A 17,495-nucleotide genomic window follows, 5' to 3' on the forward strand; every position below is an offset into this window, starting at 1 on the left:
GCTATTCCCCCTGCTCTGCCAGCTTGGCCTTCAGGGCATCACGCACGCGCACCCGGTAATCGGGCACCTTTTCTTGCGGGCCCTGTGGCTCGATATCCAGATCTTCCCCTTCCACCAGGGTGGCCAGTTGGGCAGAGGTCATCTTGGCCAGATCGCGCTCACCGACCACCATGCTCTGCTCTTCCGCCAGGCGGGCCTGCTCGGCGGCGAGGCGCTGAAGCTCCAGGGCTTCCATCTCGGCAACAGTCTCCTGACGCGCCAGCTCGCCAGCCAGTGCCTCATGGCGGATCCAGACGCTCGGGAACTCCAGCAGTTGCATGGCGATGTGACTCTCCACATCCACTGCGGTATGGCGCGGGAAGACCAGGCGGCTGCCGGTGACCGTGTCTTTCTTGCTCGGCTTGTCGCCGATGTAAACCACGGCAATCTTGTCGCTCATGGCGATGACTCCTATTCAGAAACGAAAAAGCCCGGCACAGGGCCGGGCGGACAGTGATCGGCAGCCTTACAGGTTGCCGACTACCTCGTAATGCAGTTTGAGCTTGACCGTGCCCGTCGCAGCGCCGCCGCCAACCGTGAGGGTGAGCTCCTGGTCAGGCTCGGTCAGCAAGTCATCGACCGGGTAATACTTTGCCACCGCCCCCACCGTACTCTCGGCGTTGATGATGGTGGTCGTGCCGATCTTGGCGGTGATGGTGGTACTCGCGCCCAGCGCAGTGCTGAACATCGTCACACCCACCACTTTCAGGTTGGGCTCCACCTTGTCGCCGTATGCGACAACATCGCCAGCGGGTACGGCAGCCAGCTTGGCCACCAGGGTCGGGGAGATAGAGAGGTTGCCGAACGCGCCGACAAACCAGCGGTACGCTCGGGCGAGCAGGGTAATCTTGGCCATGATATGGCTCCTTGTCTGGTCAGATAGTGGTGGGATGGGGCCGTGAAGCCCCATGGGTCAGCGGCTTAGCGAGCGATGGCACTCACCGCGGTATCCAGCACCATGCAACCATGGTCCTGAATGTTGCCGTTGCGCTGCTTGAAGCGGATCTTTTGCAGGCCGGAGACCCAACGGATCGAGATCTCGTTCGAGTTGCCATGGTCGGCCGGCTCTTGGTGCATGCCAAAGGAGCCCCCCTGCTCACCGGAACCGAAGGCGTTGGCCAGCGCCTGGCCACCCAGCAGCACGGCGCGGTCGATCAGGGTGCCCGCAACCTTGTCCACTTCCGCCCCGGTCGTGGAGTTGGCGGCACACACTTTGACGGTACTGCCCTGGTTGAAGCGGATCGGCATGCCCTTGTATTGCTTGACCAGGATGCCGCGCCACATCGCACCTTCACCGCGGAAGATGGGGTGATTCCAGCCCTTGGCTCGCTCCGCCACCGCGGCCAGCATGGCGTTCCAGTCTTTACCGGAGCTGGAGGTGTAGAAGTCATGCCATTGACGGGGGGTGACGTAGAGCACATAGAGCGGCTCGCCACCAGACGGGTCGGCCACCATGCGGATCGGCTGAATGGGGTTGGCCATCTCGGACAGATAGAGCGCCATGTTGTCCACACAGCCGAGGTTGAAGCGATCCGCCGCGTCGATGGCTTCGAAGGTAGTCGCGTCACCACCGAAGAAGTGGCGCTCGTAGGTCGGCGCGGTCAGCGGGTTGATCATGATGTCGGCAAACTCAGCATCATCTGCCAGCGGCAGAATGATATCGGTGGCCGCGTAGTCGCCGCGTGCGCCGGCCAATTGAGCAAAGCCGCGCTGGTCAACCAGGCGGCCGTAGTAGCCATCCGCCAGCAGCACGCGCGCTGTCTTGATCAGGTCGTGTTTGGTGCGCTTCTGGCTCATCTTGCCGCCAGCATCCACACCGTGCCGGGTCTGGTTGATCTTGAGCGAGAAGTCGGCGAAGGACATGCTTTCGAGGCGCCCGGCCAGCTTCTTGTCGCCCATGGTCGGGCGGCCAGACAGTTGGTGGAACAGCTGCATATCTACTTCGTCGCCAGCACCCTTGCCGAGATCGGTGATGCGAACCACAGGGGCGCCAGCACTGGTCTGCTTGCCGCCGTTGACCTTGGCCCCCTTGGGAGCCTCTTCGGTCAGCATGTTCACCAGCGAGTGGGAACGGTTTGCGGACGTAAACAGTGCCGCCTGCAAAATCTTATTGGCTTGCGCCGAGGTGACTTGGGTCATGGTCCTCTCCTACATGAAAACAAAAACCCCGACACGGTGGTCGGGGTTGGCTTATTGAAATGGGTGGTGGGTTAGTACCCGGCCTGCTCCAGCAGCGCCTCCATTTGGGCGTCCGTCATGGCGCCCATCTCGCCGATAAGCTCGGTCTGAGACATGGCACCAAAGCGCTCCACTCCAGTGGGAGCGGCATGATGGGTCTGGCCGAGTGCCGAAGGGCTGGACGGGATGAAATCAGCGGGCTTTTCTGCACCCTTGCCGGGTACCTTGGCGGGAGGGATGACCTCATCACCAAAGGCCAGCTTGGTGCGGCGCGCCGCCTCTGCGAATCGCTCATCCAGCGACTTGCCTTGCCACGCGGGATCAGCCTGGAGCTTCTCATCGACGATGATGGCGAAGTCGAAACGGTCCTGGTCCTTTTCCCGCCAGCTCACCAGATCAGGTACCGCCTGCAGTGCGGCCTGTACCGGGTTGAGGGTGGGTTGAACCTGCTGCGGGGCGACCTGGGGCTCCAGCTTTTGGAGCTTGCGGGCAATGGCGGCGATGGACTTGCCGAGATCCGGGTAGTCCTGCGCCAACTGCTCGAGCTCCTCCTGGCTGATGTCGTCGGGGTCCACGTCGGGGTTGATCCCGTGCTTCTCCATCAGCGCCTGCAGCTTGTCCCGCTCGGCCTGGGCTTGCTGCGATGCGGCCAGCTGCTCACGCAGTTGCTTGGCTTCATTGCGCGCCTGCTCCAGCACTTCATACGGGATGGTGTGTTGACCGCTCTTGGCCAGGATCACCTTCTCAGGCTCCGCGACCCCTTCACCGCCCTGCTCGGTGCTGCCCTGTTCGTTACCGGCTGCCACCTCGCCCGCCGACGGCGCGGGTTGTACGTCCGTTTGCTCGGTGCCAGTGCCATCATCCAGCTCGCTATCGGGCTCACGCTCGATCGCTTCCAGCATGGCTTCCAGTTCGTCCAGGCTCTCAGTGCCGGTCAGGTTGTCGATGTTCTTATCCATGGTTGTCCTCGTGGGTTTTCAGTGGGTGGTATCGCTGCCCAAGCGGGGGAAGGCTCTCGGTAAAAGCGCTCCCCGGCTGGGGCTGGGCATAAAAAAGCCCGCACAACGCGGGCAAGGGTTGCCGTCTATCGCTAAAGATTCGCTAAATGGCACTTGAGCCGCCAGCCTTCCAGCTTCCACAGCTCTTGGCGGGCCTTGGCTTCGGCATCCTTGATGGCGTACTTGGCGCCAAACTCGGCGTTGAAGTTGGCCGGGTCCGCACAGGCGGTCATGCCGATGGCCAGGGTGAAGCCGTTGGCAGCAATGGCGGTAGCCAGCGTGGTTGTGGTACCGGGAACAACCTGAACCTCATAGCGAACGCCACGCATCAGCGCATCGATCTGTTCAGGGGTAACGCGCGGGGCGGTCAGTTCGAGCGCCTGAATATCTCGTTCCATCTCGGCATCAAGGTGTTGCTGGTCGGTCATGGCCCGTTCCAAATAAAAAACCCGGCACAATGGCCGGGTCTGGAAATGAAAAAGGCCCAATCTCGAGAGACTGGGCCATGTTGGAGAAATCGTAACGCTGGCAGGTCAGGAAAGCAACTATCAGAGCGCGATGGCGTCGATCTGCTGTTGGATGCTGTCCAGCAGCTGCGCCTGCAGGGCTGCCTGCTCTGTCTGCATCGCCTGCTGCTGGGCTGCCAACTGCTCCATCTCCTGCAGCGTCTTACCGGTCTGGGCCTGCTTGAGGGCATCCTCGAACCGGATAGAGTCGGTCAACTTGGCGATGCGCTGAGCCTCTGCCTGCCACTTGGCAGCCTTGCCTTCCAACTCTGCCAGCTTGGCCTGCATCTCGCGCATGGCCAGCTCCTGCTGCATCTGGGCCTGCTGAGCCTGCTGCTCGGCGGCGGCGCGCTCCTCCTCGTTCATCTCGTCCGGGTCTTTCGGGATGTTCAGGGCATTGCGGATCCGCTCCACAAACTCGGCCTTGCGCGGCACATCCATCAGCTCAACCAGCAAATCGAAGCAGGCACCTGCAGCCTCTGGCGGAAGTTGGGACATAGCCTGGGTCATCCGCTCGGCCAATTGTTGCTTGTAGGCGGCAGTCTGCTGGATCGGCGCCAGTGCGATATGTGCCCGCAGCCGGGTCACATCATTGGTGAGTTTGCCATCCTCCTGCTCCACGTTGACCACCACGGTTTTGCGGCGGCGGGGGTCATCCCGGTTCACGGTCACCTTGTAGTTGCGCTTGCTGGCCATGTCTTCCAGCAGGTACGCCAGCGCCAACTGCCCCACTTGCTGGCAGCCCATCCGGTAGTTGTCGTTGATCTCCGAAAGCGTGGTCGCCCCCTGCTCCACCAGGTTGCTGATAGCCACGCCGGACTGCCCGGTGGAGCCCTGGCCCAGGAAGGCGGCATAAACCCCCATGGTGTCCTGGATCAGCTTCACCGAGTCCTGCATCACCTGAAACTGCTGGGCCGCCACGTTGAAGTCCTGCTCCACCTTGAAGGCATCGCTCACGCTGGTCTTGTTGGCGCGGTCCGGGTTGAGCTCGATGTAGCCATCAGGGCGCTCGACCTGCTCCAGCACCTGACTCTGGCTCATGTTGGTGGCGTCCTTGTCCGTGATGACCCGCTTGGCCTGCAGCAGGAACGTCAGCTTGATGCGCCGCAGGTTCACCTCGTCCTGTGCCGGCATGGCTCGAACAATCAACCCATAGGGCTCACCGGTGCGGTCTTTGCGGTAACCCCAGAACGGCACCAGCGGATACATGTTGTGGGGCGCAGAGCAGGGTCGATCAACCAGGTGATGGGGGCCGACAAACCAGGATTCCCGGATCACGGCCACTGGGCAGCGCTCCAGCTTGGCGCGCCCCATGGCCACAGCAGCGAGATGCAGTTGATTGGTCTTGTCGTACTCCAGTGCCCGACCGGAGTCCAGCATCAGCACCTGACGCATGGTGTAGGTGCGGTAGTAGACCACCTGCAGAAGCACCCGATCCCGCTCCCGGCTGCACCACTCGATCTCCTTGCCGCTGAATTGGCTCCACTCGTCATAGGCGCTGACCAGATTGGGGTCCAGCCCCTCGATGGAGGTCAGGCTCACGACCCCCTCCCAGTCGTTGACGCCCCACTGCAGCGCCTGTGCCTTGCTCGGGAACATGGTCTTGGCCTCATCCAGATCAACCCAGCGGCGTCGCATCAGCCAGCGGCAGTCGCTCAGGTCCGGCTCCCTGCTGTGCCAGTCCCAATAAACCTCGTCACGGTGGACATTGCTGAACTTGTAACGTGGGCCGAACGGGTCATCGCGGCGACACACCTCAACCCAGCCCAGGCCGGTCTTGATTTGGCCGCCGTAGGCCTCGCCCCGGGCGCGGTCCAGTCCGCCAAGGCGGCACATATCGGCGTATTCAGCGTTGACGGCCTCGGCCAGTTGCTCCAGCTCGTCGTCGTGGTCATCGGCGATCACCATCAGATCGGTGCGGCTCTTGGCTTCCATCCCCAGCACGCCGTCAATGGTCGGCGCGATCAGGTTGTGAATGGTGATGGGCTGGCCCCGCGCCTTGAGCACACTCACCACCTCGGGCGGCAGTTGATCGCCGTCGTAGTAGGCACACGCCCGATTGGCGATAGAGCGCCAGTCCGGCTGGCCGTTGATATCGCTCATCAGTTTGAGCAGGCGCGGGGTATCGAGGCCGCCTTTTTCAGGGGCCTTGGGTTGGGCGTTGATCATCAGTTGGCCATCCAGTGCTTGGGTTTGCGGAAGGATTCAGGTTTGACGATGCGGGCCGGCATCCGGGCACGCATCTCTTGGGCAATCATGTAGCTCATGAGCTGGTCGTCGTAGCAGCCGTCCTGGGCGTTCATGCTGCCGCTCTTGTCGTAGACGTAGGTGGTGGCCTCGTGAATGGTGCCTATCCAACGGATCCCGGACTGCCCGGCACGCAGCAGGGCCTTGAGGCCATCGACGAGGATCGGCTTTGACTGCCGAGTGGTGAGCCAGCCGAGGCGTGGCGTCTCGTCGTCGCGGTCCCGGTCGATGTGCTCCTGGGTGTAGATGCGCCGGGTCGGGTAGATTTCACGGAGCTTGAGCAGCACGGCGTGACCGTGGTTGTTGCGCTCTGGCCCGATGTAGGCCGGGCCATGCTCTGCGCTGCCGTAGAACCTTCCAACGTGGGCCAGCAGTTGGGCAAACAGCCCGGGATCCAGATGCCCGAACCAGTGTGCCACCTGCCGGCCGTCACTCTTGGCTGTCACGTCGAGGCTTGAGCGGTCGCCGTGCTCCAGCCCTTCCGCCACGTCGGCGCCGATGGCGTAATCCTCGTCGGGGTCTGGCAGCTCCCAGACCAGCAGCATGTTCTCGAGGGAGCGCTGGCCACGCTCGTCCAGCTTCTCAGGCTTGCGAGCCTTCTCCCGCTTGCCGGTCACCGGGTCGATGTCGTAGACGATGAGCGGGGCCATGCAATCGCCCTCGGCATCCATGGTATGGATGGGGTCGAACACCCGGCGCCCAGAGGTCAGGAAGGCCTCCAGCGGCGTGCTGGGGAACTCCTGCTTCATCTCGGCGCCCAAGGTGGACTCTTTCAGCACGTACCATTGCCGCTGCTCGTCGGTGATGGTGCAGCCCATCGACTTCTCGACCGCGGCGAAATACTCCGCCTGGGTCTTGCTCATCACCACGCCGGATGCCGGCACGTCGGCGCGATACTTGGGGTCCTGCCACCAGGCGAAGAAGTGGAACTTCCAATCCAGCTGACTGAGCTCACCAGAGGCCCGGGCCAGCTCGAGGGATTTCATGCTCATGGCGTGGAAGTCGCCCCCCACCCCTTCGGCTGTGCTCTCGATGAAGGCCACGGCACCCGGGTGGATCGCCTGCAGCGTCCCGGTTCGCACCTCCTTGGCCTTCTCCGGGTACTTGGCGCAGATCTTCCCGTGCTCGGAGACATGCAGGCGCTGGACGGTACCGGAGCGGAACGAGGTGGCCACCTGGATGCTGGAGCCGTGTCGGAACAGGATGTGACCGCCATTCGCCCCGCCGCGCCGGGTCACCACCTTGAATTGGGCCTTGAGCCAGCTGGGCAGGTTATCGAACGGGACTTCAATCTTGGTGCGGTAGATCTCGCCGGCGGCAGTCAGGTCCTGGGCGATGATCCCGCACTTGAGGTTCTTGTTGAACAGCGCCTCGTCCAGCAGATAGATGTCGATGGCCGTGGAGAATCCGAGCTGACGCGCCTTGAGGATGATGTTCAGGTACCACATGGTCCGGAACAGCAGCTCCTGTGCTGGGCGCAGCCGAAATCGTACCAGCTGGCCCTGCTCGTTCTCGATCATGTAGAGGTTGTTCATCCGCCACCACTTATCGCTGAGCTTCGAACGGATGTAATCCATCTGCTCCTGCTCAGTCATGGCGGAGGTTTCGAGTTCGGTCATCGTGGATCTCAGGCAATAAAAAACCCGCCGAAGCGGGTTGGTTGATAGTCACTTGCTGGTCAAACGAATGCGTTGACTATATACAGTGTGAAACTTGTTATAGCTAACCATGATGGTAACTTGGCGTGACAAAATTCCGGATACTTATAGGCGCACTTTAAATATGAAAATATATACGCAGCATAGAACTGTAGATGTTCAGCAACGCCTTTTATCTCATCAATCTGCCACCCAATGGATTTATTCTGACCACCACCAACTGAAGTCATGCATATCACTATTCTAAATGGCGATAGCATATCAACACTTGCTGAATAAGAATGTCGGCCATCAGTATCTGAGGGGCACCACTCGTAATCTTTAGCTACGAAGAATTTCACGCGTCTAAAATGGCCTTCATAGTCACCTGGGCCGTGGTAATGTGTGACTTCAGCTCTACGCACCCTTTCTGTCGCTGTGCGGCATATGCTAATTCCATTAAAAATTTGATTTTTAAGATCGCTACGCACTTCAAAAGAAAATTGCTGATGCCTTAACCAAAAATACCACATCACGGCAATACCTGCCCACTCTAGAAACTTTGCATTTTTAAATAGAAGCCTAACTCCGAATATGGTTATTTCTGTTGAGTTCTGTGCTGGAGCTACAGAGCTCAACGATCCACCTGCGATGACAAAAATTAGTATTCCAGTCGCCACAACCATTAGTCGTTTTCGGTACAGCTCTTCCATTTCCGCGTTAGAAGCCACCATTACACTCCAATTATACCGGTTGCTATATTTTGTATGCTATCACGACATAAGCCCCCCGGTCCCCATCCCCTGCAGCTCGGTGACCATCTCGCTGACCGGCGTTGCCTCACTACCGCCATCCTTCTCGAGCCGATCGGCTTCGGCGGTCAGCTTGCGGGCCGCAGCCCGGATGCGGCGAGTATCCTCCTCAATCTTCGGCACGCTCACCTCGTCGATGCGAAGGGCGCTCAGAGTCCGCTCGATGGACTCTATGCGCTGGATGTTGCGGTCGAGGGCCTGCTCGGCTTTCAAGATCTTGTCGTAGAGCGCGATCCGGTCGGTCATCTCGGTGGCGGTGACCAGGTCCTGCTGCAGCCCCTTGAGCAGCTTGGTGACGGAGATGACGCGAGCCCGGGTGAAGTCCAGCTCGTCGCGCAGTTGCAGCTCGCGGGCCTGGTCGAACAGCTCCTCGGCATCGAGGAACTTGGCATAGCCGCCGTGGGTCAGCGCCGGGCGGTCGCCGGGCTTCCACTTCGTGACCGGGTTGGGGTTGCCAGGGTTGCCCTCGGTGAAGCGGCCGCTGCTGTCCCGGCCGTTTGTTTTCGGGTTCAGGGCTGAGTCTGCCGGGGTGCGAGTGGATGCGGAGGACTTCTCCCCTCTTCGCTCTCCCCCTTTGGCCTTGGCCTCATTCCCCTCGGCTTGCGCACTTTGCGCAGACTGCGCAGTTTTGCGCACTTCCGAATGCGCAGATTGCGCAGCTACGCGAGATTTTTTATAGGGCTCGGAAGATTGCCCCCGGGATTTCAAATAGCGACGCGCCGAGTTGTAGTTCAGGCCGCGGCTGTCACACCAGTCTTTCGCACTGATGCCGGTCGCTTCATGCTCTTGCAGGAACTCTGCATTGAGCTGTGCCCAGTCGGTCTTTGCCATTTAGAGAGATAGCTCGCCTTCAACGATGGTATCGCCAGGTACCGGCTTGTGTGCTGCCGCTACCACCACAGAAACACCGGAGGAAAGAACAACCACCGCCTCGGCTCCATCGTAGTGCTCAACGCGGGTGATAACCCCAGTCACATCGATACCGCTTTCTACTTCACTGCTCCATTTCATCTGCATCACCTCTTCCCCTTCCCCAGAAAGACAAACCCCGCCGTTACTGGCGGGGCTTTATGGTCACGGTGCGCAGGGAGCCATAGGCCCGCTCGCAGGCTAGTCCTGACGTTCGAGCTCGGTCATACGCTGCTGCCAGCTCACCCGCTCTTTCGTCAGCCCGGCTGAGCAGGTCGGCGAGCACCATGGCAGGTTGTTCTGCTGCCTGGCCTCCTTGGGGAGCGCTGGAACCGCTGGCGCACTGACTTGTTCGGGCTGCCAGGCGGCGGGCTTGCTCGCGCAGCCGGCCAGACTCAAGGCCAGCAGCAACGGCATCAGCCTGCGCTTGGGCGATTTCTTCTTGTGCATGGTCTCTCACCTCATCGATTTCAGCCTGGCGGCGCTGTTCTTCCTCCCGGGCCTCCAGCTCTGCCTTGGTCCTGGCAGTAGCGAGGCGGGCAGCCTCTTCATTCCACTTCGCCTGCCAGGTCTTGCGCTCTCCCTCCTCCCCAGCAGCATGGCCGGAGCGATAGAGCGCCACCCCACCGCCGGCCAGGGCAGCTATCACCAGGGCGCCGGCCAGGAACGGCAGCGTCTTGCTCTGCGGAGTCACTCCCATCACCCCCCCTTGCACTTAGCATTAAGGCGCAGCCGGTCTTTCCAGAGCCCGGGGCAGACCCGGTTTCCTGGCGCCGAGCAGTCCTGGTTACCGGCACGCTTGAACAGCAGGATCGCCTCGCAGGCACCTGGGTAGTCACTAGCGTTCAGGCGCTTCACGATGGTGGAGCGGCAGAAGGCGCCGGGGCCGATGTTGTGGGAGAGCTCGACATAGGCGTCGAACTCATACTGGTGGAGTGGCACCTTGATGCAGGCCTTGAGGGCATCCTCGAACACCCGCACCTCCCGAAGGCTCCTGTTCACCGCAGCGACGGGCGTGATGGTGTCACCCATCTTGACCCCTTCGGTGCTCCCAAAGCCGATGGTGGGGAGCTTGGTACCGTGTACCGGGTCGGGGTAAGCCGTCGGCTCAAACCCCTCCCGATTCAGGAGCCCCACAAAGCCCGCTGCACTCAGGCTGAGCGCGGCAATGGCAATGCGGACCTTGTTCATTTTGCACCTCCCTGCTGGCGGCGCGGCTTGATGATGTTCGACCAGATAAACCAGCCCATCTGAACCGCTATCCACATCAACGTGGCAGCCAGCACCCAGTCATTGAGCGAGTACCCGGCCAGCGTCATACCGGACACCACCACCGGCGGTGCGCTCTTTGCCACCCCCGCGGCAGCCGCAGCCGTCGCGAGATCTTCTTCTTTCCCCATGCATCGCTCCTCCAGAAACGACAAAGCCCGCACGAGGCGGGCCAGAAATGAAAAAGGCCAGGGTCGGTGAGACTCTGGCCATGTTGGGGCAATACTAACGCTGGGGCCGTAGGGTTTCAACCATCGGCATTACAAGCTAACCATCGACAATGCCGGACAAGAGCATCGATACGGCTCTAAGTAATGACATCAACGTTATCCATTAATCATCATCGTAGTCATCATTCACAGCAGATTGACAACCGCAGTCTTCAATAGGGCCGCCATAGAAATCATCTTTGCCGTCATCATCTTCCCACATTGAAGTGGTGCAATAGCAGTATTGACACTGATAGTGATGGGTAGACATCACAGGACTCCTTTTCTGTGTATCATTGCAACAAAATCGGCCAACTAAGTCACTTAGCCAGCCAAAATCAATGGTAGGGTTCATTAGCATGTATCGCCATAGATTTAACCAACGCCGATTGTGAGCGTCTATTTTTAGTTACCTCGGCGCTCTCGTGGCATTGGCTCACCTACTAGCAGTTTTGCCAATTGCGGAATTAGGTAGGCTCGAGCCAGCTCAGGATCCCGGCCCCCCAACCAAGCAACCAAGCAACCAAGCAACCAAGCAACCAAGCAACCAAGCAACCAAGCAACCAAGCGTCGTAGTCTTCAGGCGGCACAATGACCAGGCTCCGCTTCTCGTCCCCAAGCTTGTGCATTCGCCGCAACAGCGGGTGCGTGTCGGCGTTGATCGTGAGCTGGGAGAAACTGAAGGTGTAGCCCTGCTCCTCCTGCCATGCCCACCAATGACACCCGAGCGCTGCTGGCCCTGATCCCCCAACTACTTCCCCACATCTGGCGCGACGAACAGCGATATCAGAAGGGCGGCGTCATGCTGGCCGGCTTCACCCCGGTCGGCATGCAGCAGGGCGACCTGTTCGCAGCGGAGCAGCAATCACCCCGCAGCGAGGCGCTGATGCAGGTGATTGACAGGATTAATCAGGGGCGAATGGGGAAGGTCTTCTTCGCGGCCCGAGGCCGGGATACCCGGGAGTGGATGATGAAACGGGAGCAGCTCAGCCCCCGCTATACAACAAGTTTCTGCGAACTTCTCGCAGTTAAAACATAACTCATGGCCGGATAGTGAAAGCGCTTAATGCTACTTGCATAAATCCATCTTCTGGGCATAAGATTCCATCACGCACAATGTGCCGCACAATGTGCGCGGCAGGGGCGATTTTACAGAGGCATGGGAAAATGAACCAAAATGAAGAATTAATGAGGCAGCAACGACTTTCTTCACTGATCCACTGCTACTTCGGCAATGACAATGATTTCGTTGTTGATGCAATTACTGAAATGACTGGCCAAAAAGTAACTGTTCGAAGCATACAAGCATGGCTAATTTCACCAAGCAAGGTGAGCTATCGCCGAGTACCGGATTGGGCTTTAAATGGACTTGAAGAGTACGTTCAGCAACCAGGAAAAGCCGAAGAGCTGAAGGAGTACACAGAACGGTTGCACGCTCGAAGATTACAGAAATATGACCCAGTTACCGAAATGAGAATGAACAAAGCCGTTGATTGTGCAACTCGTGAAATTGAGTTAACTGCACATGAACAGCAGAAATGGATTGATTCATTTGGCAAATCACACGGGATCATGCTACATGAGCGATTCAACAAACTGGAAAAAGACTTTTCGTCTCTATCAGTAGCATTCGGCTCGGTTCTACGAGCCATTGATCAAAGCGATGATATGAGTCAGCTGAAGGCGCTAATAGATGAATCGATCAGATCGGCTGCCCTCTCAAATTCATTCGTCAGAGAGGCACGAGAAGATATCGAGCGAGGCGTCAAAGAATTCAGCAATACCGAGGGTCTGCCAACCTGAGCCTTAAATCCCAAGGGTTGATAACGTTAGTTTAGGATTATAGAGAAGGGGGCAATAAAGCCCCCTTTAGTCACGCTGCCCGCATCTCCCGCACCTGCCGGTCCATGAGTTTGGACAAGTCTGACGCCTGGTGGATCACCTCATCAACGGCACGCTCTACGGCCTGCCGCATCTCCTGCCCGAATTGGCGTGAGACCAGCTCGGCATCAGGTACCGCTCGACCACTGCCGTGGCACTTCGGGCACTCGTCCCCCTTGCGCTGGCGAATCCCCGTCCCCCTGCAGTGCGGGCAGCGACCGGATTGCAGCATCTCGGCGACGCAGTGGTCATGGGCAAGCGACAGGATCCCGTTCCGCTCGGCCAGCAGACGCTGATACTCGTGGTCATTGCCACCGCGGTGAGCTCGCTTGGCCTTCTCCATCACCACGGCGGCCCGGCGGCGCTCCTTGTCATAGTGAGGGTGAGACAGCACCAAGTGCTCCAGCTGCTCAGGCAGCGGGCGGCGCAGCAGGATTGCCATGGCCATACCACCGGCCTCGTCGCTGTCCAGCGTGGCGCTGAAGTGCGTCAGCAGCGACGCAAGGGCTTGTTCATCCCTCAGGTGGTCAGCCATGAGGAACTGGAGTCCTTGCGGGTTGCTCTTTGCGGCCACCTGCAGGGCTCCCAGAAACTCCTCTCTCCCCAGCGTGCTGGAGCGACCAGACGAGGGTTCATGTAGTGCGCCTTTCGGCGAGAAAAGGCGCAGAGCCATTTCGATAGCGTGGGTCATGGTTTGGTCCTCTGGTCTGGGTCCTGATTGAAAGCGGCGAGCAGCCAGGCACGCAACTGGCCGGATTTGATGTGTTCCGGGGTAACTTCCAACACGGTCCACCCGAGCAAGGTGGCTTCGTTCATCTTGGCCCGGTCCTCTACGAACCCCCTCCCCCGGGTGTGCCGGCCGCCGGAGTGGATCCCGCCGTGGACCTCAATGGCGATCATGCGGGTGGGCCAGGCGTAGTCGAAGCGCCATTTGCGCTTGGGGTGAAACAACAGCTCGGTGGCGGGGTCAGGTAGGCCGACCAGCTGGGTCAGCACCTTGTCGTGCAGGGACATGACCTGCTGGGCCTTGCGCACCTGGTTGGCTGCGGTCCTGACCTTCGGGCTGCTACCCAGTAACCGGGCCGCATCGAGGGCGGTGATGTGGATCATGCTGCCCTCCCGATGGTGTTCTTGCGCAGTTCGGTGACTTCTCTGGCCACCTGCTCCAGCAGGGTCTCCTCGCTGCCGTGTTCTTGTTGCCAGGAACGCGGGGAGGCGTGGAACCCTGTGGGATAGCAGGCGCGGTGGTGCCGGGGGCAAAGCGGTAGCACCCGGGTGTGCTCGGCGCGCTGGGCCATGCCAGACCCAGAGCGTACATGGTGAATTTCCGCGAGACTTGGCCCCAGGCCTGCATTCCGGCAGGCAATGCAGCCAAGCGAGCTCACATCGTCCAACCACTGCTTATCAGCCTTGGTCTTGTTCATGCAGCCCTCCCGTAGGCCGCCACCCAGTCGAAACCACGGCGGGATTCATCTCCGAACTTCACGCCCTGCTCAGCGCCGAAGGCCTGGGCAAGCTCGATGAGGTCGCGCATCTCGCGCACGGTCATCTTGGAGGTGGACTTACCCAGCACCACGAACCCGGAGCCGTCGATGTTCGGTACTACGTCCTGCTGGTACAGGGCGGCGCTGAGAACATGCTTCCAGTCCTCCTTGGCGAGCTTGCGGCCGTGCCAGTTAACCTGTTCAGCGATGTCAGTCATGACCGCCCAAAACAGGGCGTTCTGGGCCAGGGAGCGGGTCATCTCTTTGATTTCGATGACCAGCGGCTTGTCCTGGTCAACCGGCAGGCTGGCGACCAGTTGGCTGGCCCGGGAGCGGATGTCGGGGCTTCGCAGGAAATACTTGGGGTAGCTCATGCCGCCACCGCCTTGGCTGCAACGGCCTCGGTGGTAGGGAACGGGGTCAGGTGGTAATGCCACACCTGCTTGCCGTCGATGTTCTGGTTGCTGGAGTGCTTCTCCCAGCCGTGGCAGCAGACTTCGCGCAGTCTGGCGCTGATGGCGGCCTGGGTGTCAGCGTGGCCGTAGCGGATCCAGCACTCGCGTTCGATGTCGCGCAGGGTGCGGGCCTTGCCGTCGCTCATGACGGCGATAACGCGCCCCAACTGGGTCGCGATGGATAGATCTCGGGTATGCGGTTTGGTCATGGTCTGGGTCCTTTGGTTACACAAAGCCGGGTGGTCTAGGTCCGGCATTGGCAATGGTACCCACTCTTGAGAATTTCTGTCACGCACCAGAAACGATCGGCGCTTCCTAACGATTCACCGCCTTATGTAATCAATGCTGGTTGCATACACAGCTATTTAGGTACTGAGCACAAAAAATGTGATTTGTACCAAAAATCACAGCTCATCAGTTCAAAAAATGGAGTCATACTAGTACTATCTCTACTCTGAGCACTTAAGTTCCAATTACAAGCAAAGGGCAAAGGATTGCACCCAGTCAAATGATCACTATTTGCGCAGTATATTCAGCATAATTAAGCATGAAGGGAAGTCATAATGAATAACATTAAATCGTCGAATAACAACTCTATTATGCTAAAGTCGAATGTAGAGATAGGTAAGCCTTTTGAGTTTGATCGCGCTGGGTTTCCAGCATTACTTAAAAGCTTAAGTCCATTTCAAACCTTTGCCGAGACAATTGCTCAAATCACTTACTATAAACATCAGATTCGCATGTTAGATGTAGAACAAACCAGAATTGAGGAAGAAGCTAAAATTAAGCATCATCAGATAGATGCAGCTCTTTCAGCAGGTTTAAGAACTCTGGAAGAAAGAAGGCTGGCATTCGAAGCCTCTCTGGGTTTAGTGGCAAAAAAATTAGAGCATTCACATATTGAGAAAAATAGAATAATAGATAGCATCCAGCTTCTGACAAAAAACATAGCAAACCAACAAGTTTCCATTGAAGACAAAAGAATTTCTATGGAAGCTATTTCATATTTAACAGAGTCATTAAAAATCATTGGTGAACAAAGTATTATAAGCTTAGAGTTAATTGCTAAAAGCACCCTGAAAGCTCTCGATACATCTCCGAGAGGCGATAAATTTAAAAACCTCCTGAGGGGCGAGTAATGGAACTCATGCTAGCAGGTATTGCATTAGTAGGTATAGGCTACAAAATATATAGAGATCTACAAGAAAAGGTTTCAGAATCAAAAGGAAGATGGGAAAGTAAGTACCTTGAGACTCAGAAAAATGTCGAATTTCATAATGAAAGAATCAAGAAGCACTTAGAGCTATCAATAAATCACTATAATTTCAAGTCACTAATTGATATGCATCACGAATGTGTTTGCGTTGCAAATCAAGCTTACAAGTTATTAAGTGATGCCAAATACTCAATAACAATCATTGATGATTCCATTCAAACGGCCAAAAACCATAGATCTATCTTGAATAAAGAAATAAGTTCATCCAGAGATCCTTTTGAAAAAAAGAGCGAATCAGATAATTTAAAATTGTTAATTGACAAACTTTACGATGATAAGAAAATACTGATTGCGCAAAAAGAAACGCTCCTGTTGAAGGTCAAAGAACTCAATGCAAAGACACACGATTTAAAAATCAACATAAAAAATAGCACTGGACAATTGGGTTATGATTGGTATCAAAGACTTGAAGGTAGGACAAGACAAAAAAACAATATTGCCAACACTGAAATGTTAATTGATACCATGCCATCACTGAATAAAAGCATCCAACAGTTTGTCAAAAGCACTCTTGCGTCCACTGTAAGCGTTTCATCTGAACACAATCGTCATAAAAGTGAGCCGTCATCATTGTTCAATATGATGGGCACTATATTTGGAAAATCTGAAGACTATTCAAATGAATTGATTGTTGATAATCATTTTAGCGACAATCTAGAAAACAACCTAAGTGCAATGATAGTTCCTGGGTTAACATTTGGAGACATTGAAAATAATCAAGGCTCAATGGAAATATCCGGGAATGTAACAGGTGACATTGAAAACAACCAAGGATCTATAGAAATATCCGGTAATGTAACGGGTGACATTGAGAACAATCAAGGCTCAATAGAAATATCTGGAATAGTATCAGGCGATATAAGAAACCATCAAGGCTCAATAGAAATATCAGGCTATTATTCGGGTGAAATTGAAAGCAACCAAGGCTCCATAGATATTTCTGGACATGTATCAGGAGATATAGACTGTAGTCATAGCTCTGTTGAAGTGACAGGTGTCGTAACTGGAAATATTACGATCTCGAATTGTGACATGGAGGTAAGCGGTATAATTAATGGTGATGTATACAATATAGGTAGCGAAATTAATTGCTCCGGTTCTATCTTTGGAAAGATAATTGATCAATGATATGTTTTAATATTGACAATTAACCTTGTAACTCATATCCGATATAATCCATATATTGAGATACCCTCCCCCCAGCAGGTTTGTTGGTAATTCTTCAAGCTCTGCTGGCTCAACCGATCTGTGAATCAACTGGCCATAACTTCAACAAACAGCACCATTCGAGTTATCATGAGGCCTTCTATCCGTGGTCAGCAGTCTCGAGGGGATTACAGTGGCATTCTGGTGGGTAAATCATAAGCAAACGTACAGCGCAGAAGTTGGGGGCGGCTACATCTGGTCGCCCAAGACCAACCGCAACGGCTCGAAGAATCAGACCTATATCAACCTCACACTAACCCGGCCGGGAGATGTTGTTATCTCCTACGCCGGCGGGCTTATCAAGGCCATTGGCCTAGGCTGTGTTCTCAAAATGCTGGTTTTCTGTCCACACATAACTCGCGCAAGTAGCGAAGGCAAAAAGCCAGTTT

24 protein-coding genes are annotated in these 17,495 nt (G+C 56.7%); 5 read left to right on the top strand and 19 right to left on the bottom strand.

The genetic code is table 11. From position 1 onward, the window contains the following. Position 1 precedes the first annotated feature (1 nt). The 14 genes from PG879_RS17175 to PG879_RS17240 form a co-directional block, all read right to left on the bottom strand. Positions 2-439, bottom strand: a complete 438-nt coding sequence (locus tag PG879_RS17175; RefSeq protein ID WP_043129233.1) for a hypothetical protein — start codon at positions 437-439, stop codon at positions 2-4. Between the two features lie 66 nt (positions 440-505). Next, entirely contained in the window at positions 506-895 is a 390-nt protein-coding gene (locus PG879_RS17180) for a hypothetical protein (protein WP_270830490.1), read from the bottom strand. Between the two features lie 65 nt (positions 896-960). Further along, positions 961-2,178 carry a phage capsid family protein gene (locus PG879_RS17185; RefSeq protein WP_270830491.1) on the bottom strand — a complete coding sequence of 406 codons (1,218 nt, stop codon included), beginning with the start codon at positions 2,176-2,178 and terminating at the stop codon, positions 961-963. Between the two features lie 71 nt (positions 2,179-2,249). Next, the gene (locus PG879_RS17190) at positions 2,250-3,176 is read right to left on the bottom strand and encodes a hypothetical protein (RefSeq protein ID WP_270830492.1); all 927 of its coding nucleotides are present in this window, start codon (positions 3,174-3,176) and stop codon (positions 2,250-2,252) included. 131 nt (positions 3,177-3,307) lie between these two features. After that, positions 3,308-3,643, bottom strand: a complete 336-nt coding sequence (locus PG879_RS17195) for a Gp49 family protein (RefSeq protein WP_103858396.1) — start codon at positions 3,641-3,643, stop codon at positions 3,308-3,310. A 120-nt stretch (positions 3,644-3,763) separates the two neighbouring features. Continuing rightward, positions 3,764-5,890 (bottom strand): portal protein, encoded by a 2,127-nt coding sequence (locus PG879_RS17200; RefSeq protein ID WP_270830493.1) that lies wholly within the window; start codon positions 5,888-5,890, stop codon positions 3,764-3,766. After that, positions 5,890-7,587, bottom strand: coding sequence for a terminase (locus PG879_RS17205; RefSeq protein ID WP_270830494.1), 1,698 nt, complete (start codon positions 7,585-7,587; stop codon positions 5,890-5,892). The genes PG879_RS17200 and PG879_RS17205 overlap by 1 nt, the downstream gene beginning before the upstream one ends. A gap of 59 nt (positions 7,588-7,646) precedes the next feature. Further along, positions 7,647-8,339, bottom strand: a complete 693-nt coding sequence (locus PG879_RS17210; protein ID WP_270830495.1) for a hypothetical protein — start codon at positions 8,337-8,339, stop codon at positions 7,647-7,649. Between the two features lie 39 nt (positions 8,340-8,378). Next, on the bottom strand, positions 8,379-9,248 hold the full coding sequence (locus PG879_RS17215) for a terminase (protein ID WP_270830496.1): 870 nt from the start codon (positions 9,246-9,248) through the stop codon (positions 8,379-8,381). After that, positions 9,249-9,434, bottom strand: a complete 186-nt coding sequence (locus PG879_RS17220) for a hypothetical protein (RefSeq protein WP_171269011.1) — start codon at positions 9,432-9,434, stop codon at positions 9,249-9,251. A 37-nt stretch (positions 9,435-9,471) separates the two neighbouring features. Then, complete coding sequence (locus tag PG879_RS17225) at positions 9,472-10,026, bottom strand: DUF2514 domain-containing protein (protein WP_270830497.1); 555 nt, start codon at positions 10,024-10,026, stop codon at positions 9,472-9,474. Beyond that, on the bottom strand, positions 10,026-10,517 hold the full coding sequence (locus tag PG879_RS17230) for a lysozyme (protein ID WP_171269013.1): 492 nt from the start codon (positions 10,515-10,517) through the stop codon (positions 10,026-10,028). The genes PG879_RS17225 and PG879_RS17230 overlap by 1 nt, the downstream gene beginning before the upstream one ends. Beyond that, positions 10,514-10,726 (bottom strand): hypothetical protein, encoded by a 213-nt coding sequence (locus PG879_RS17235; RefSeq protein ID WP_041215975.1) that lies wholly within the window; start codon positions 10,724-10,726, stop codon positions 10,514-10,516. Before PG879_RS17235 ends, PG879_RS17230 begins: the two co-directional genes overlap by 4 nt. A gap of 202 nt (positions 10,727-10,928) precedes the next feature. Further along, positions 10,929-11,075, bottom strand: coding sequence for a hypothetical protein (locus PG879_RS17240; RefSeq protein ID WP_270830498.1), 147 nt, complete (start codon positions 11,073-11,075; stop codon positions 10,929-10,931). Positions 11,076-11,510: 435 nt separating this feature from the next. Between PG879_RS17240 and PG879_RS17245 the strand changes: the two genes are divergently transcribed. Further along, positions 11,511-11,843: a DUF4113 domain-containing protein gene (locus tag PG879_RS17245; protein WP_234676682.1), complete on the top strand. Its 333-nt coding sequence runs from the start codon at positions 11,511-11,513 to the stop codon at positions 11,841-11,843. Between the two features lie 128 nt (positions 11,844-11,971). Beyond that, a complete protein-coding gene (locus PG879_RS17250; protein WP_234676683.1) occupies positions 11,972-12,607 on the top strand; it encodes a hypothetical protein in 636 nt (211 codons plus the stop codon). A 70-nt stretch (positions 12,608-12,677) separates the two neighbouring features. Here the strand turns inward: PG879_RS17250 and PG879_RS17255 are convergent, their stop codons facing one another. The 5 genes from PG879_RS17255 to PG879_RS17275 are packed head-to-tail and all read right to left on the bottom strand — an operon-like array spanning position 12,678 to position 14,833. Further along, a complete protein-coding gene (locus PG879_RS17255) occupies positions 12,678-13,376 on the bottom strand; it encodes a TIGR02642 family protein (RefSeq protein WP_270830499.1) in 699 nt (232 codons plus the stop codon). Continuing rightward, positions 13,373-13,795 carry a hypothetical protein gene (locus PG879_RS17260; RefSeq protein ID WP_270830500.1) on the bottom strand — a complete coding sequence of 141 codons (423 nt, stop codon included), beginning with the start codon at positions 13,793-13,795 and terminating at the stop codon, positions 13,373-13,375. Before PG879_RS17260 ends, PG879_RS17255 begins: the two co-directional genes overlap by 4 nt. Next, positions 13,792-14,109, bottom strand: a complete 318-nt coding sequence (locus PG879_RS17265) for a Ref family recombination enhancement nuclease (RefSeq protein WP_270830501.1) — start codon at positions 14,107-14,109, stop codon at positions 13,792-13,794. Before PG879_RS17265 ends, PG879_RS17260 begins: the two co-directional genes overlap by 4 nt. Then, positions 14,106-14,543, bottom strand: coding sequence for a recombination protein NinB (locus tag PG879_RS17270; protein WP_270830502.1), 438 nt, complete (start codon positions 14,541-14,543; stop codon positions 14,106-14,108). Before PG879_RS17270 ends, PG879_RS17265 begins: the two co-directional genes overlap by 4 nt. Then, entirely contained in the window at positions 14,540-14,833 is a 294-nt protein-coding gene (locus PG879_RS17275; protein WP_270830503.1) for a hypothetical protein, read from the bottom strand. Before PG879_RS17275 ends, PG879_RS17270 begins: the two co-directional genes overlap by 4 nt. Before the next feature lie 354 nt (positions 14,834-15,187). Here PG879_RS17275 and PG879_RS17280 point away from each other — a divergent pair, with 354 nt between their 5' ends. The 3 genes from PG879_RS17280 to PG879_RS17290 all read left to right on the top strand — a co-directional run. After that, entirely contained in the window at positions 15,188-15,763 is a 576-nt protein-coding gene (locus PG879_RS17280; RefSeq protein WP_270830504.1) for a hypothetical protein, read from the top strand. Beyond that, on the top strand, positions 15,763-17,028 hold the full coding sequence (locus PG879_RS17285; RefSeq protein WP_270830505.1) for a polymer-forming cytoskeletal protein: 1,266 nt from the start codon (positions 15,763-15,765) through the stop codon (positions 17,026-17,028). The genes PG879_RS17280 and PG879_RS17285 overlap by 1 nt, the downstream gene beginning before the upstream one ends. A 211-nt stretch (positions 17,029-17,239) precedes the next feature. Beyond that, the coding region (locus PG879_RS17290; protein ID WP_270830506.1) for a hypothetical protein at positions 17,240-17,495 on the top strand (256 nt) is incomplete at its 3' end.

The organism is Aeromonas sp. QDB63 (assembly GCF_027707425.1).
In the GTDB taxonomy this organism is placed as follows: domain Bacteria; phylum Pseudomonadota; class Gammaproteobacteria; order Enterobacterales; family Aeromonadaceae; genus Aeromonas; species Aeromonas caviae.

Bases quoted from the DNA above. Each gene is read 5' to 3' on its own strand.
- PG879_RS17270 (WP_270830502.1), bottom strand. From the start codon at position 14,543: ATGAGCTACCCCAAGTATTTCCTGCGAAGCCCCGACATCCGCTCCCGG.
- PG879_RS17265 (WP_270830501.1), bottom strand. From the start codon at position 14,109: ATGAACAAGACCAAGGCTGATAAGCAGTGGTTGGACGATGTGAGCTCG.
- PG879_RS17250 (WP_234676683.1), top strand. From the start codon at position 11,972: ATGAACCAAAATGAAGAATTAATGAGGCAGCAACGACTTTCTTCACTG.
- PG879_RS17235 (WP_041215975.1), bottom strand. From the start codon at position 10,726: ATGGGGAAAGAAGAAGATCTCGCGACGGCTGCGGCTGCCGCGGGGGTG.
- PG879_RS17245 (WP_234676682.1), top strand. From the start codon at position 11,511: ATGCCCACCAATGACACCCGAGCGCTGCTGGCCCTGATCCCCCAACTA.
- PG879_RS17225 (WP_270830497.1), bottom strand. From the start codon at position 10,026: ATGGGAGTGACTCCGCAGAGCAAGACGCTGCCGTTCCTGGCCGGCGCC.
- PG879_RS17275 (WP_270830503.1), bottom strand. From the start codon at position 14,833: ATGACCAAACCGCATACCCGAGATCTATCCATCGCGACCCAGTTGGGG.
- PG879_RS17215 (WP_270830496.1), bottom strand. From the start codon at position 9,248: ATGGCAAAGACCGACTGGGCACAGCTCAATGCAGAGTTCCTGCAAGAG.
- PG879_RS17190 (WP_270830492.1), bottom strand. From the start codon at position 3,176: ATGGATAAGAACATCGACAACCTGACCGGCACTGAGAGCCTGGACGAA.
- PG879_RS17285 (WP_270830505.1), top strand. From the start codon at position 15,763: ATGGAACTCATGCTAGCAGGTATTGCATTAGTAGGTATAGGCTACAAA.
- PG879_RS17240 (WP_270830498.1), bottom strand. From the start codon at position 11,075: ATGTCTACCCATCACTATCAGTGTCAATACTGCTATTGCACCACTTCA.
- PG879_RS17280 (WP_270830504.1), top strand. From the start codon at position 15,188: ATGAATAACATTAAATCGTCGAATAACAACTCTATTATGCTAAAGTCG.
- PG879_RS17175 (WP_043129233.1), bottom strand. From the start codon at position 439: ATGAGCGACAAGATTGCCGTGGTTTACATCGGCGACAAGCCGAGCAAG.
- PG879_RS17200 (WP_270830493.1), bottom strand. From the start codon at position 5,890: ATGATCAACGCCCAACCCAAGGCCCCTGAAAAAGGCGGCCTCGATACC.
- PG879_RS17195 (WP_103858396.1), bottom strand. From the start codon at position 3,643: ATGACCGACCAGCAACACCTTGATGCCGAGATGGAACGAGATATTCAG.
- PG879_RS17220 (WP_171269011.1), bottom strand. From the start codon at position 9,434: ATGCAGATGAAATGGAGCAGTGAAGTAGAAAGCGGTATCGATGTGACT.
- PG879_RS17255 (WP_270830499.1), bottom strand. From the start codon at position 13,376: ATGACCCACGCTATCGAAATGGCTCTGCGCCTTTTCTCGCCGAAAGGC.
- PG879_RS17230 (WP_171269013.1), bottom strand. From the start codon at position 10,517: ATGAACAAGGTCCGCATTGCCATTGCCGCGCTCAGCCTGAGTGCAGCG.
- PG879_RS17205 (WP_270830494.1), bottom strand. From the start codon at position 7,587: ATGACCGAACTCGAAACCTCCGCCATGACTGAGCAGGAGCAGATGGAT.
- PG879_RS17185 (WP_270830491.1), bottom strand. From the start codon at position 2,178: ATGACCCAAGTCACCTCGGCGCAAGCCAATAAGATTTTGCAGGCGGCA.
- PG879_RS17180 (WP_270830490.1), bottom strand. From the start codon at position 895: ATGGCCAAGATTACCCTGCTCGCCCGAGCGTACCGCTGGTTTGTCGGC.
- PG879_RS17260 (WP_270830500.1), bottom strand. From the start codon at position 13,795: ATGATCCACATCACCGCCCTCGATGCGGCCCGGTTACTGGGTAGCAGC.
- PG879_RS17210 (WP_270830495.1), bottom strand. From the start codon at position 8,339: ATGGTGGCTTCTAACGCGGAAATGGAAGAGCTGTACCGAAAACGACTA.